Annotated in this window: 12 protein-coding genes; 11 read left to right on the top strand and 1 reads right to left on the bottom strand. The window is 71.9% G+C overall.

Features of this window, described 5'->3' with window-relative positions; genetic code table 11:
- The first annotated feature begins 88 nt into the window (after positions 1–88).
- Both SLW52_RS07675 and SLW52_RS07670 read left to right on the top strand, forming a co-directional pair.
- Positions 89–700, top strand: coding sequence for a tetratricopeptide repeat protein (locus SLW52_RS07675; protein ID WP_152237351.1), 612 nt, complete (start codon positions 89–91; stop codon positions 698–700).
- 223 nt (positions 701–923) lie between these two features.
- A complete protein-coding gene (locus tag SLW52_RS07670) occupies positions 924–1,838 on the top strand; it encodes an AEC family transporter (protein WP_017913048.1) in 915 nt (304 codons plus the stop codon).
- Positions 1,839–2,059: 221 nt separating this feature from the next.
- On the opposite strand, the gene SLW52_RS07665 is transcribed toward SLW52_RS07670, so the two are convergent.
- Positions 2,060–3,553, bottom strand: a complete 1,494-nt coding sequence (locus tag SLW52_RS07665; protein ID WP_152237342.1) for an AAA family ATPase — start codon at positions 3,551–3,553, stop codon at positions 2,060–2,062.
- Between the two features lie 127 nt (positions 3,554–3,680).
- Between SLW52_RS07665 and SLW52_RS07660 the strand changes: the two genes are divergently transcribed.
- From SLW52_RS07660 to SLW52_RS07620, 9 genes are all read left to right on the top strand, one after another.
- On the top strand, positions 3,681–4,313 hold the full coding sequence (locus SLW52_RS07660) for a ParA family protein (RefSeq protein ID WP_017913046.1): 633 nt from the start codon (positions 3,681–3,683) through the stop codon (positions 4,311–4,313).
- 15 nt (positions 4,314–4,328) lie between these two features.
- Complete coding sequence (locus SLW52_RS07655) at positions 4,329–4,805, top strand: histidine phosphatase family protein (protein WP_010340932.1); 477 nt, start codon at positions 4,329–4,331, stop codon at positions 4,803–4,805.
- A gap of 56 nt (positions 4,806–4,861) precedes the next feature.
- Positions 4,862–5,416, top strand: coding sequence for a YceI family protein (locus SLW52_RS07650; protein ID WP_223875706.1), 555 nt, complete (start codon positions 4,862–4,864; stop codon positions 5,414–5,416).
- Positions 5,416–7,437 carry a phospholipase D family protein gene (locus SLW52_RS07645; RefSeq protein ID WP_320740081.1) on the top strand — a complete coding sequence of 674 codons (2,022 nt, stop codon included), beginning with the start codon at positions 5,416–5,418 and terminating at the stop codon, positions 7,435–7,437. Before SLW52_RS07650 ends, SLW52_RS07645 begins: the two co-directional genes overlap by 1 nt.
- Positions 7,438–7,638: 201 nt before the next feature.
- Entirely contained in the window at positions 7,639–8,058 is a 420-nt protein-coding gene (locus tag SLW52_RS07640; protein WP_017908098.1) for a hotdog fold thioesterase, read from the top strand.
- Between the two features lie 113 nt (positions 8,059–8,171).
- Positions 8,172–8,966, top strand: a complete 795-nt coding sequence (locus tag SLW52_RS07635; protein ID WP_019801786.1) for a lysophospholipid acyltransferase family protein — start codon at positions 8,172–8,174, stop codon at positions 8,964–8,966.
- A 67-nt stretch (positions 8,967–9,033) separates the two neighbouring features.
- The gene (locus tag SLW52_RS07630) at positions 9,034–10,026 is read left to right on the top strand and encodes an alpha/beta fold hydrolase (protein WP_320739888.1); all 993 of its coding nucleotides are present in this window, start codon (positions 9,034–9,036) and stop codon (positions 10,024–10,026) included.
- Between the two features lie 359 nt (positions 10,027–10,385).
- Complete coding sequence (locus SLW52_RS07625; protein WP_320739887.1) at positions 10,386–12,461, top strand: tetratricopeptide repeat protein; 2,076 nt, start codon at positions 10,386–10,388, stop codon at positions 12,459–12,461.
- A gap of 20 nt (positions 12,462–12,481) precedes the next feature.
- On the top strand, positions 12,482–13,093 hold the full coding sequence (locus SLW52_RS07620) for a YbhB/YbcL family Raf kinase inhibitor-like protein (protein WP_295939151.1): 612 nt from the start codon (positions 12,482–12,484) through the stop codon (positions 13,091–13,093).
- Positions 13,094–13,140 lie beyond the last annotated feature (47 nt).

Here is a 13,140-nt window from a genome sequence, read left to right as displayed (position 1 = left end):
GGCCGTGGCGGGGTAGGATGGGACCCGGGTGAGGGGATCACTCCAGGGGATTGCAGCAGTGAAGGCATACACATACGCAGTGGCCGCGATGCTGGCCTGCATCGGCCTGGCCACCGCGGCCAGCGTGCGGGCGCAGGCATTGCCGGCACCGAAAGAGTTCTACTTCGACGAAGACCGCGGCACCACCCGTCCGGTCACCGCCATCGCCGGCAGCGGCGAGGCCCTGGTGGATCGTCTGGCCAGTGCCGTGCAGCGCGATCCCAACGCCAACGAGGCGCGCGCGCAGCTGGCCGGCATCGCCATGGCCGGCGGCCGCCAGGAACTGGGCGAACAGCTGTATCAGGCCGCGTTGCATGCGCTGCCCGCCGGCGTGCAGCGGCGCCAGGTGCAGTGGAACTATGGCTGGGACCTGCTGCGCGCAGGTGATCCGGCGCGCGCGCTGGCGCAGTGGAGCGCACTGGTCAACGGCCGCCCGGCGGCGCCGGACTGGCTGCCGCCGACCCTGGCGCTGACGTTGTGGCGCCTGCAGCGCAAGGACGAGGCGGTGAAGTGGTACGCCGCGGCGGCGCGCACCTGGCCGGACAAGTGGGGCGCCAATGCCGATTTCGCGGCGTTGCTGCCGGCCTGGCGCGACGACGAGCGCGCGACCCTGGCGGAGGTGCAGGCCGCCTGGAAGGCCGCGCCGCCGGCCTGGCCCTGAGGCACGCGGGTCCAGGAGCACGACGCGGCCTGCGCGGGTGGCCGGCGCAATCTAGGGTCCGGGTGTGGCCGGTCGCGCAGCGCACTGTGTCGCCGCGCCTGCGCGAAGCGCCGGCCCGTGCTGGGCGCAGGCCTGGTGCGGCTTCGGTCGCGCGATGCCTCGACGGCCTGCGTGCGCATGCCATGCGATGATGCCGCGTACCCGCTGATTTCGTGCTGTGCCGATGGCTTTCGATGCGTTCGCCCTGATGTTGGTCATGCTGGCGCTCGGCAAGCTGTTCGCGCGTCAGCGCGTCCTGCCGGCCAACACCACCGAGGTGCTCAACGGGGTGGTGCTGTACCTGTGCCTGCCGGCCTCGGTGCTGATCTACGTGCCGCGCCTGCAGTTCAATCTGGAACTGCTCGGATTGATGCTGACGCCGTGGCTGCTGACCGGCGTGAGCGCGCTGGCGATGCTGGGCTTGCGCCGGCCGTTGCGGCTGCGCCGGGATCAGCAGGCGGTGCTGCTGCTGTGCGTGGCGCTGGGCAATTCCAGCTTCATCGGCTACCCGATGGTGCGCGCGCTGCTCGGCGAGGCGGCCTTGCCGTATGCGGTGGTCTACGACCAGTTCGGCACCTTTGTGCTGCTGTCCAGCTTCGGCCTGTACGTGCTGGCGCGCTACAGCGGCGAGGCGCCGCCGTCGCCGCGGCAGACGCTGTTGCGCATGGCGCGGTTCCCGCCGCTGTGGGCGCTGCTGTTCGCACTGACCCTGATGCCGGCGCAGCCGCCGGCGTGGATCGCCTCCGGCCTGCAGCACCTGGCCGACGCGATGCTGCCGCTGGTGATGCTGGCGGTGGGATTCTCGATCCAGTTGCGATTGCCGCGCGAAGAATTGGCGCCGTTGGCCGCCGGCCTGGTGCTGAAGCTGCTGGCGCTGCCGGCCCTGGCCTGGCCGCTGTCGTGGGCGCTGGGCCTGCGCGGGCAGGCGCTGCAGGCCAACGTACTGGAATCGGCGATGCCGACCATGATCACCGCCGCGCTGCTGGCGATCTCGCATCGCCTGGCGCCGCGCCTGGCCGCGGCCCTGGTCGGCTACGGGATTCTGCTGTCGCTGGTGACGTTGCCGGCGTGGGCGTGGTTGTTGGGGGCGTTGCGTTGAGCCTGCGCCGTGGCGCGGTACCTGGACCGGTGGGATCTGGCATGGCGTGCGCGTCGTACCCTCATCCGCCCCTGCGGGGCACCTTCCCCCAAAAAGGGGGCCGTGGTCCCGACGGGAGAAGGGAGAAATCAAAGCCCCTCTCCCCCCGGGAGAGGGGTTGGGGTGAGGGTCGGGCGCAGCCTCGCATAGCGGCATCGCCCGTTGTCACCAACCGCCCGCCACTAATCCGCCGGCACCGTCCGCCCGCTGGCCCAGCTGCGCAGCGCCTGCACCTGTTCGGCCATCAGCACCGACAGCGGTCGGGTAGTGCGGATCTCCTGCATCAGCAGCTCGGTATCCAGCGGCCGCTGTTCGGCGTGCGCGGCATACAGCCCGGAGACGATCGCCTGCTCGATCTCGGCACCGGAGAACCCGTCGGCGGCGGCAGCCAAGGCCGGCAGCGCGAACGCGTCCGCATGCAGCTGCCGCCGCGTCAGGTGCAGGCGCAACAGCTCCACCCGCGTCTGCGGGTCGGGCAGGTCGACGAAGAAGATCTCGTCGAAGCGGCCCTTGCGCAGCAGTTCCGCCGGCAGCTCGTGCACCTGGTTGGCGGTGGCGACGATGAACACCGCGGCGCTGCCGTCGGCGCTGCCGCGTTCGGCCATCCAGGTCAGCAGCGTGCCGAGCACGCGCCGCGATACGCCGCCGTCCTCGCCGCCGCTGGCCAGGCCTTTCTCGATCTCGTCCATCCACAGCACGCACGGCGCCAGTTGCTCGACCGCGGCCAGCGCGTCGCGCAGGTTCTTCTCGGTCTCGCCGTGGTACTTGGCGTACAGCGCGCCCATGTCCAGGCGCAGCAGCGGCACGCCGAACCCCGCCGCGGTGGCCTTGGCCAGCATCGACTTGCCGCAGCCCTGCACGCCGAGCAGCAGCACGCCCTTGGGCGGGTCCAGCCCCGGCGGCGCGGTGCCGGCGAACACCGCGCGGCGCTGTGCGATCCACTGCTTGAGCCGGCGCGCACCGGCCACGTCCTCGAAGCGCGTGGCATCGTTGTCGTACTGCAGGTGGCCGCTGCGGTTGAGCAGTTCGAACTTGAGCTTGGCCAGTTGCGGCAGATCGGATGCGGTGAGCGCGCCGTCGGCGTAGATCAGTTGCCGGGCGATGCGCCGCGCGTCGATCAGGCTGAGCCCGCGCAGATTGCGCAGGATCTGCTTGACCGCGTCGCCGTCGACCTCGACCCGGCGTCCGCCGAACTCGCGCGCATAGCCCAGCGCCTCCTCCTGCACCATCTTCAGCAGGGCGTTGGCGTCGGGCAGGCGCGGATTGAAGCGGGTCGCCAGCGCTTCCAGCTCGGCCGGCAGCTCGATCCGCGTGCCGATCAGCACCAGCACGTGCGGCTGGCAGTGGCGGCGCTCGACGATGTCGCGCAGCAGCCGCTGGTGGCTGGCGTAGCCCAGGTATGGGGTGACGTCGAGCAGCAGGTAGATGCCGCGCTGATCGGCCTGCTTGATCGCCTGCAGCACCGCGCTGGCGTCCGGCGGCCCGCTCGGCGGGTCCTCGCGGTCCAGGTCGATGCGGCGCAGGCCCTCGGTGATCGACCAGCGGTGCAGGGCGCGCCAGACCTGCATCAAGGCCTGCCGGAACAGGTCGACGATGCGCGCCTCCTCCTGCGTCTCGATCACGATCAGGGGCGTGTTGGCGCGGATCAGCGCGACCAGGTCCTGCAGCTCGCTCATGGCATCGGAAGGCGAAGGGGGCCGCCACGATAGCAAGCCCGGCGGCTGGCGGCGTGCTGCGCGTTGACTACCGGCTGACGTAGGGCCGGTGTACGCTCCGGCTTCTTCCCCCGGAAGCGAGGCGTGCATGAAGACGATCCTGGTGGCCGGCTCCAAGGGCGGCGTGGGCAAGACCACGGTCGCCACGCACCTGGCGGCGTCCTACGCGCTGGCAGGCAAGCGCACGGTGCTGGCCGATGCCGATCCGCAGGGCTCCTCGACCCGCTGGGCCGAACGCCGTGCCGGCCTGGACAGCGCGGTGCTGCCGATCGACGCCAGCCGCAAGCGCAGCTGGCGCGCGGCGCTGCCCGACGACGCGCAGCGGGTGATCGTCGACGCCGCCGCCGGCGCCATGGCCGAGGACCTGACCCATTTCCTCGACGAGGCCGACGCGGTGGTGGTGCCGGTGATGCCCTCGGCGCTGGACATCGAGGCCACCGTCGGCTTCCTCAACACCCTGGCCAAGGTGCCGCGGGTGCACCAGCGCAAGCTGCCGGTCGGGCTGGTGCTCAACCGCAGCAAACCCTGGACCAATGCCACCCAGCAGGCGCTGCAGATGCTCGCCGAATGGCCCTACCCGGTGGTGGCGCAGCTGCGCGACAGCCAGGCCTACGTGGTGCTGGTGGGGCTGGGCCGCAGCCTGTTCGATTACCACTCCGTCCAGGTCCGCGACCACCAGCAGGACTGGGAACCGTTGCTCAAGTGGCTCAAGAAGGCCTGACCGATGACCATCGTTTTGCGAGAAGTGATCCTGCTGCGCCATGCCCACGCCGAACCGGCCGACACCGGCCAGGCCGATTTCGACCGGCCGCTGTCGCCGCACGGCCTGGCCGAGGCCGAAGCCGCCGGGCGCTGGCTGCTGGAGCAGCGGCTGGTGCCGGACCGGGTGCTGTGTTCGCCGGCGCGGCGCGCGCGCGAGACCCTGGAGGCGGTGCTGGAGCTGACCGGCTACGTCGAGCAGCGCCTGGAGCCGCGCATCTACGAGGCGACCTCGGGCACCCTGGCCGATCTGCTGGACGGCCACCGCGACGTCGAGCGGCTGTTGCTGGTCGGCCACAACCCGGGCCTGGAGCGGCTGGCGGCACTGATGCACAGCGGCCAGTCCGGCGACTACCGCGGCATGCCCACCGCCAGCGTCGCCGTACTCGGGGTCCCGCACGACGCGGCGATCGAGCCGGGCGTGGCGCGCTTGACCGCGTTCTGGTGGCCCTGAGCCCGCTGCGCAGGTTCCTGCGGCCGGCGCTGTGCGCCGCGCTGCTGCCGTTGTGTCTGTGGTGCGCCGTCGGCCACGCGCAGGTGACGCCGGCCTTGCTGGCGCCCGGCGAATACGCCCTGGACCCGGCGCAGTCGCGCTTCGGGTTCGAGATCCGCACCCGCTTCGGCCAGCGCATCGAAGGCTTCTTCCCGCGCTACGAGGGCACCGTGCACGTGCTGCCCGATGGCCGCCATCAGGTGCACCTGCGCCTGTTCACCGCCTACGTGGAAATCCCCGGCAAGCCGCGCTACACCGGCTGGATGCGCGGCGAGGATTTCTTCGACGCGCCGCGCTACCCCACCGTGTCCTTCGACTCGCAGCCGTTCTCGCCGCAGGTGTTGGGCAAGGGCGGGCCGATCCCCGGCATCCTGAGCATCCGCGGGGTCAGCCACGCCGAGACGCTGACCGTCATGCCGGCCGCATGCACCCGCGCAGGCTATGATTGCGACGTCATCAGCCGCGGTACGGTATTGCGTGGACGTTACGGAATGGACAAGTGGGATCTGGCCTTGAGCGACCGGGTCACCTTCGTGCTGCGCGCACGCCTGACCGAGGCGGCCACTCGGTGATATCGAAATTGATGCGGGTGCTGGTGGTGGTGGCGCTGCTGCTCGGCAGCGGCTGCGCGAGCCTGTCGCAGGCGCAGCACGGCCGCGCCGTGGCGATCGCCGAGGCCGCGCGCGACCGCCAGGTCGACTGCACGCGCGGGGACCACTGCGCGCTGGCCTCGCCGCTGCGCGGGCTGGCCGGCAAGGCCTTCGCCCAGTCCGGCGACGGCGCCCCGCGGCACTACGCCACCATCCTCGACCACGGCGAAGAGGCGCTGGTGGCGCGGATCAACCTGATCCGCAGCGCCAGCCGCAGCATCGACCTGCAGACCTACATCTTCGACAAGGACGACAGCGCGCGGCTGGTGATGGACGAGCTGCTGGCCGCGGCGCGGCGCGGCGTGCAGGTGCGCGTGCTGATCGACCAGCTCTCGGCGATCTCCGACCTGCAGATCCTCGGCGCCCTGGCCGGCGCGCACGAGAACTTCTCGCTGCGCATCTACAACCCCACCTTCGGCCTGGCCAAGCCCAACTACTTCCACTACGCCGCCAGCGTGCTGTGCTGCTTCCGCCGCTTCAACCAGCGCATGCACAACAAGCTGCTGGTGATCGACGATGCGATCGGCGTGGTCGGCGGGCGCAACTACCAGGACGACTATTTCGACTGGGACGCCGAGTACAACTTCCGCGACCGCGACGTGCTGGTCGCCGGCCCGGTGGCGCGGTCGATGGCCGCCAACTTCGACGCCTACTGGGCGGCCCGGCGCAGCGTGCCGGTGGCGCGGCTCAACGACGTCGGCAAGCTGCTGCTGCGCCAGGGCGTGCCGGCGATGCCGCCGGCGCAGTTCCTGCGCCCGGAGCGGGTGCAGCGGGTCAGCGAGGAGGCGTCCGATCCGGCCTTCGTGGAGAACGCCTTCGTGCTGCCGGCGTTGCCGGTGAAGCATGTGGACTACGTCGCCGACCTGCCGCAGAAGCACCGCCGCGAACACGGCCCCAAGGCCATCTCCACCGCGCCCAAGCTCGACCGGCTGATCGCCGACGCACGCCAGGAAATCATCCTGCAGACGCCGTACCTGGTGCTGTCGGACCCGGCGCAGGAGATCTTCCGCGACCTGCGCAAGCGCACCCCGCCACCGCGCGTGGTGGTGGCCACCAACAGCCTGGCCGCCACCGACAACCCGGTGGTGTATGCACTGTCCTACAAGTACAAGCGCCGCAACCTGCGCGAGCTGGGCTTCGACATCTACGAGTACAAGCCGTTCCCGCTGGATGCGCCGGTGGACTACGCCAACCTGCTGCCGGCGCCGTTGCAGGGCGAGGTGCCGGCCACGCCGGCCAGCGGCGAAAACGCAGGCGAGCACGGCGGCGGCGATACCGGCAGCGGGCGCAACACGTTGCTGGGCGGCAGCGCGGCCGGACGCAGTTCGCTGCTGGGCAGCGGCAGTGGCGGGCCGTCCGGCAGCCGCGGCGACGGCAGCCAGGTCGCGCGCCGCGTGCTGCGCACCGAGACCCGTCCGTCGTACCTGAGCCGGCGCATCGCCAACCGGCCGCTGCCGGTGACCCGCGAGGGCGCGCGCATGGGCCTGCACGCCAAGTCGCTGGTGGTGGACCGCCGCGTCGGCGTGATCGGCACCCACAACTTCGACCCGCGCAGCGAGACCTACAACACCGAGGGCGCGGTGATCGTCGACGATCCGGCGTTCGCGCAGGCGCTGGCGGCCAGCATCGGCCGCGACATCGAGCCGGAGAACTCCTGGGTGGTGGCGCCGCGGGTCAAGCCGCCGGTGCTGTCGGGCCTGAACTACAGCATGGGCAAGGTTTCCGAGGCGCTGCCGGTGCTGGACTTCTGGCCCTGGCGCTACGCCACCGACTACGAATTCCAGCCCGGCCCCGACTGCCCGGCGCCGCTGACCCGGCGCGACCCCGGCTTCCACCGCTGCTACAACGCAGTGGGCGACTTCCCGGAGGTCAACGTCGGCCCCAAGTGGCTGCTGGTGCGGATGTTGACCGCGTTCGGCTCTGGGCTGGTGCCGATTCTCTGAAAGGTCGGGACCCGGGACCCGGGGCCCGGGACCCGGAAAAGCAAAAAGCGGACGCCGCGCGCATCACTGTGCAGTGCGTCGGGGGTTGGGGGAGTCGGCCCGGATGCGGCGCATGCCTTGGCGCTTGCTTCTCCCGGGTTCCGGGTCCCGGGCCCCGAGTCCCGGCACTTCGACATTCTTCCCCTGCATGGAGTCCAACACATGCCCTTTCGCGAACCTGCCGATCTCGCTGTCCTCAACGCCGATTGCCGCGACACCCTGATCGCGCACCTGGGCATCGTCTTCACCGAGGCCGGGCCGGACTGGCTGCGGGCGACGATGCCGGTGGACGCGCGCACGCGGCAGCCGTACGGGCTGCTGCACGGCGGCGCATCGGTGGTGCTGGCCGAGACCCTGGGCAGCACTGCCGGCAACCTGTGCGTGGAGCCGGGGCGGATCTGCGTGGGTCTGGAAATCAACGCCAACCACCTGCGCGCCGCGCGCAGCGGCACGGTCACCGGCACCGCGCGGCCGCTGCACGTGGGCCGGACCACGCAGGTGTGGGAGATCCACATCGAGGACGCGGCCGGCAAGCCGGTGTGCGTGTCGCGGCTGACCCTGGCGGTGGTCGACCGCGGCTGAGCCCGGTCCCGGGCTGAACCCTGCCTCGGCGGTCACGGGCGACGTGTCTGCGGCCGCGTCTTCGGGGTGACACAATTGTCCGCTAGGCCCCCGCTTCCGGTACCCTTGTTCGAATGAGCGAGTTCTCCCCACCCGCCATGCGCCAATACGGTGGGGCGCTGCGCTGGGTTCGTTACGGCTACCGCGTGCCGCTGCTGGCGTTGCACGTGCTGTTGTCGCTGCCGTTCCTGCTGGTGTGCATGGCGCTGTCGCCCGGCCGCGCCGGCACCGAATCCTTCGGCGACCGCATGGTCTGCTGGTGGTCGACCTGGCTGCTGCGCATCTTCGGCCTGCGCGTGCGCCGCATCGGCGCGCCGCTGCCCAATCCGGTGCTGTTCGTCGCCAACCATGTCAGCTGGATCGACATCGTGATGCTGCACAGCCAGCGCATGATGGGCTTCGTCGCCAAGCGCGAGATCGCCGGCTGGCCACTGGTCGGCTGGCTGGCCGCGCGCGGGCAGACCATCTTCCACCAGCGCGGCAGCACCGAGTCGCTGGGCGGGGTGTTGCAGGCGATGCTGGAGCGGCTGCGCTCCGGCTGCTCGGTCGGCGTGTTCCCGGAAGGGCGCACCCGCAGCGGCCAGGACGTGGGGCCGTTCCACGCGCGCATCTTCCAGGCCGCGGTCGAGGCCGAGGTGGCGGTGCAGCCGGTGGCGCTGCGCTACGGTGCCGGCGGCTCGGCGCAGCAGATCGTCGCGTTCGGCCCGCACGAGAGTTTCTTCGCCAACTTCCTGCGTCTGCTCGGCGAGCCGGGGCGGGTGGCCGAGGTGCATTTCCTGGAGCCGATCCGGCTCCAGGACGTGGAAGGGCGCCGCCGCATCGCCGAGATCTCGCGTGCGCGCATCGTCACGGCGATGGCACAACCCTGAACACCGGGACACTGTCGACGCCGCGCTTGACCGATTACTCCAGTCGACAGGCGCAAGCTCGCTGCCCATGAACGCGACCGATTACTCCCCCCCTCGCTGGCTGCGCAACCCGCACGTCCAATCGGTACTGGGTTCCAGCCTGCTGCGCGTGCGCCGTGGCGAACAGTTGCTCGCCGCCAGCGGCGCCACCACCACCTCGCACATCCTCGACGGCGGCGATGGCGTGCGCCTGCAGGGCTGGCTCAGCGTGCCGGCCGGCGAAGCGCCGCGCGGCACCGTGCTGCTGCTGCACGGCTGGGAAGGCAGCGCCGACTCCAGCTACATGCGCCTGACCGCGGCCAAGATGCTGGCGCTGGGCTACCAGGTGTTCCGGCTCAACTTCCGCGACCACGGCGGCACCCACCACCTCAACGTGGACCTGTTCCACTCCGAGCGCCTGGACGAAGTGGTCAACGCCGCCTGCGACCTGTGGCAGCGCTTCCCCGCGCCGACCCTGCTGGCGGCCGGCTACTCGCTGGGCGGCAATTTCGCCCTGCGCCTGGCGCTGCGCGCGCCGGAGGCAGGGCTGCCGCTGCAGCACGTGGCCGCGGTGTGCCCGTTGCTGGACCCGGCCACCACCATGCAGCGGATCGAGAACGGCCCGCAGTTCTACGACTGGTATTTCCGCCGCAAGTGGCGCGAGTCGCTGCTGCGCAAGCGCGAACTGTTCCCCGACCGCCACGGCTACGACGACGCCACCCTGGCGCTGGACATGCGCGGGCTGATGGCCTGGCTGGCCGAGCGCCATGCCGGCTTCGCCAGCCTGGACGCCTACTTCGACAGCTACTGCATCGCCGGCGAGCGCCTGCAAGGCCTGCGCGTGCCGGCCGACATCCTGATGGCCGAGGACGACCCGGTGATCCCCCTGGACGACTTCCGCAGCTGGCGCCTGCCGGACCTCGCCCGGCTGGAAATCGCCCGCTGGGGCGGGCATTGCGGCTTCATCGAGAACGCGCGCGGCGATGGCTTCGCCGAACGCTGGGTGGCCGAACGGCTGACCGAGGGGCTGGTGGAGGCCTAAGCGGCGTTGCGCGCAGGCCGGCGGGCGATCTCGCCCGCGCCGGCGTGCGGCAGGCGGTCGGCAAGGTGGGCGCACCGGGATTCCCGGGTGCGGCACGCGTCGACGCTCCTTCCGCCGTTCCCGCACCATCACCGCCGTCACCACGTAGCGCTGCCCGGCGCACCGAGTCATCTGCGCAGCCCGGCATGTTCGACGCACCTCGCCGCAGCGTGGCCTCAGTCCCCCCGCAGCGTCGGCGACATGGCCGCTCCCTGCGATGCCCGATGCGCCCGATGTGCCCGCCGCGCGGACGCAGGCGCCCGCGCAGGGCGGCCGGGCGCTCCCGCTACAATGCGGGTTTGCCCCAACGCCGGACCCACATGCACCAGCCCATTCTCGACGCCCTGCGCCGCCAGGACATCGCCGACGCGTTGCGTCTCGCCCAGACCTGGGCCGCCGAGGCCGCCGACGACCCGCAGGCCTTCCGCTGGCTGGCGCTGGCGCAGCAGCAGCACGGCGAGACTGCCGCCGCCCTCGACAGCATCGGCCGTGCGATCGCGCTGGCGCCGGAAGACGCCAGCCTGCACCTGCTGCACGCCGGCATGCTGGTCAGCGCCAACGATCTGGCCCAGGCCGAGGACGCGCTGGCGCAGACCGCGGCGCTGGATCCCAACGAATTCCTCGCCTACGTGATGCGCGCGCACCTGGCGCTGGGCCGCGGCGACCTGGACGAAGTGGAGCGGCTCAGCCGCACCGCCGCGCGCCTGCAACCGGAGCATCCGCAGTTGCTCGGCGTGGACGGCATGCTGGCGCTGCGCCGCGGCGACGCCGACCGCGCGCTGGCGCTGCTGTCGCGCGCCAGCAACGCGCTGCCGGAGGACCCGCGCCTGCTCTACGCGCTAGGTTTCGCCTACCTGGACAAGCAGCACTTCGCCTTCGCCGAGACCGCGTTCCGCCGCGTCGCCGCGCTCACCCCGGGCACCAGCGCGGCGATGATGGCGCTGGTCGCGCAATTGGCCTACCGCCAGGGCCGCCTGGACGACGCCATCACCGCGCTGGAGGCGGTGCTGGCCGATCCGGCCGGCGATACCGCCAACATGCGCCGGCTGGCCGGCGAATACGCCCTGCAGGCCGACCGCCCGGCCGAGGCGCTGGACCACCTGCGCCGCACCCTGGCGGTGGCCCCGGCCGACCGCCGCACCCTGCACGCCGCGCTGATCGCCTGGCAGCGGCTGGGCACGATCGACGATGCCCGCACCACCCTGGAAGCGGCGCTGGCCACCACCACCGACGCCCACGACCTGTGGCTGGCGCGGCTGGCGCTGGAGCCGGTGGGCGGCCCCGAGGCACGCGCGCTGATCGCGCGCTGGCAGGCGGCGATGCCGGCGCACGTGCCGGCGCTGGAAGCGCAGCTGCGGGTGCACGACATGGCCGGCGAACGCGACCAGGGCGAAGCCGTGGCGCAGCGCATCGTGGCGCTGGAACCGGGCCGGCTTAGCGGCGAGGAACGCCTGGTCGAGGCGCTGCTGGAGCGCGGCGAGCACGACGCCGCCATCGCCCACGTGCGCGGCCTGATGCAGCGCATGCCCGAACGCGACCGCACCGTGGTGCGGCCCTGGCTGGCGGCGGTGCAGGATGCGGCCGGGCGCCCGGACGACGCACTCGCGACCTGGGTAGCCTTCCAGCAGGAGCAGCTGCCGCACCGCCTGCCGCTGCCGCCGCTGGGCCAGGCCCCGGCGCAGTGGCCGCCGCTGGGCGCGGTCGATCCGCAGAACCAGGCGCGCCCGCTGTTCGTCTGGGGCCCCCCGGGCAGCGGCGTGGAGCGGGCGATCGCGGTGATCGACGCGGCCAGTCCGGTATTGCGCGGCGACCGCTTCGGCCAGCAGCCGCCGACCGACGGCCTGCAGCGCTTCCGCAGCGTCGAGGAACTGGACAGCGGCACCCTGGACGGCGCGGCGCTGGTCGCCGAGTGGCGCGCGCAACTGCCGGCGCGCGGTGTCGGCGACGGCAACATCGTCGACTGGCTGCTGTGGTGGGACAACGCGCTGCTGCGCGCGCTGCGCCCGCACCTGCCGGAAGGGCGGCTGCTGATCGTGCTGCGCGACCCGCGCGACATGCTGCTGGACTGGCTGGCCAACGGTGCCCCGGCGCCGCTGGGCCTGGCCTCGCCGGAGACCGGCGCGCAGTGGCTGGCGGCGGTGCTGGCGCAGGTCGCCGACCTGCACGAACAGGATCTGTATCCGCACCACCTGGTGCGCCTGGACGGGACCGAGCACGATCCGGCCGGCGTGGCGGCGGCGCTGGAGCAGGCGTTCGGCGTGGCGTTCCCGACCATCGCCACGGTCGGCCCGCCGCGCCTGGCCGCCGGCCACTGGCGTGCCTATGCCACGCCGCTGGCCGCCGCGTTCGCGCTGCTGACGCCGGTGGCGGTGCGCCTTGGCTACCCTGAAACCTGATTCCCCACGGAGATTCACGCATGCGTCTTCGCAGTGACAGCATCCAGCCGGGTCAGCCCATCGCCGCGACCTACGCGATGGGCCAGGCCGACGGCTTCGGCGGCAACCGCAATCCCCACCTCGCCTGGGACGCGGTGCCGGCCGGCACCCAGTCCTTCGTGCTGCTGTGCGTCGATCCGGACGTGCCGACCGTGGCCGAGATGGTCGGCCGCGACGACGTGCAGATCCCGGTCGAACAACCGCGCACCGAATTCGTGCATTGGGTGGCGGTGGACCTGCCCGCGGATCTGCGCGAGATCGCCGAGGGCAGCGCCAGCGACGGCGTAGTGGCCAAGGGCAAGCAGCAACCGCCCGGCCTGGACGGCGCGCGGCAGGGGCTGAACAGCTACACCGACTGGTTCGCCGGCGACGCGGCGATGGGCGGCGACTACCACGGCTACGACGGCCCGTATCCGCCGGCCAACGACCTGCGCGTGCACCGGTACTTCTTCCGCCTGTTCGCGCTGGATGTGGCGCGCCTGGACGTGCCGGCACGCTTCACCGCCGCCGATGCCCTGCGCGCGATGCAGGGCCACGTGCTGGCCGAAGCCAGCCTGTACGGCACTTACAGCCTCAATCCGGCGGCGAAGTGAGCACTAAAGCCCCTCTCCCGCCGGGAGAGGGGTTGGGGTGAGGGTCC

Origin of the sequence: Xanthomonas sp. LF02-5 (genome assembly GCF_034105325.1) — a bacterium.
In the GTDB taxonomy this organism is placed as follows: domain Bacteria; phylum Pseudomonadota; class Gammaproteobacteria; order Xanthomonadales; family Xanthomonadaceae; genus Xanthomonas_A; species Xanthomonas_A sontii.
Note: the sequence above shows the minus strand (reverse complement) of the source record. Positions and strands in the feature narration are given on the sequence as shown.

What these genes read in the sequence shown, in the direction of transcription:
- SLW52_RS07675 (WP_152237351.1), top strand. Translation starts at nt 89, where the DNA reads ATGCTGGCCTGCATCGGCCTGGCCACCGCGGCCAGCGTGCGGGCGCAG.
- SLW52_RS07670 (WP_017913048.1), top strand. Translation starts at nt 924, where the DNA reads ATGGCTTTCGATGCGTTCGCCCTGATGTTGGTCATGCTGGCGCTCGGC.
- SLW52_RS07665 (WP_152237342.1), bottom strand. Translation starts at nt 3,553, where the DNA reads ATGAGCGAGCTGCAGGACCTGGTCGCGCTGATCCGCGCCAACACGCCC.
- SLW52_RS07660 (WP_017913046.1), top strand. Translation starts at nt 3,681, where the DNA reads ATGAAGACGATCCTGGTGGCCGGCTCCAAGGGCGGCGTGGGCAAGACC.
- SLW52_RS07640 (WP_017908098.1), top strand. Translation starts at nt 7,639, where the DNA reads ATGCCCTTTCGCGAACCTGCCGATCTCGCTGTCCTCAACGCCGATTGC.
- SLW52_RS07635 (WP_019801786.1), top strand. Translation starts at nt 8,172, where the DNA reads ATGAGCGAGTTCTCCCCACCCGCCATGCGCCAATACGGTGGGGCGCTG.
- SLW52_RS07630 (WP_320739888.1), top strand. Translation starts at nt 9,034, where the DNA reads ATGAACGCGACCGATTACTCCCCCCCTCGCTGGCTGCGCAACCCGCAC.
- SLW52_RS07625 (WP_320739887.1), top strand. Translation starts at nt 10,386, where the DNA reads ATGCACCAGCCCATTCTCGACGCCCTGCGCCGCCAGGACATCGCCGAC.
- SLW52_RS07620 (WP_295939151.1), top strand. Translation starts at nt 12,482, where the DNA reads ATGCGTCTTCGCAGTGACAGCATCCAGCCGGGTCAGCCCATCGCCGCG.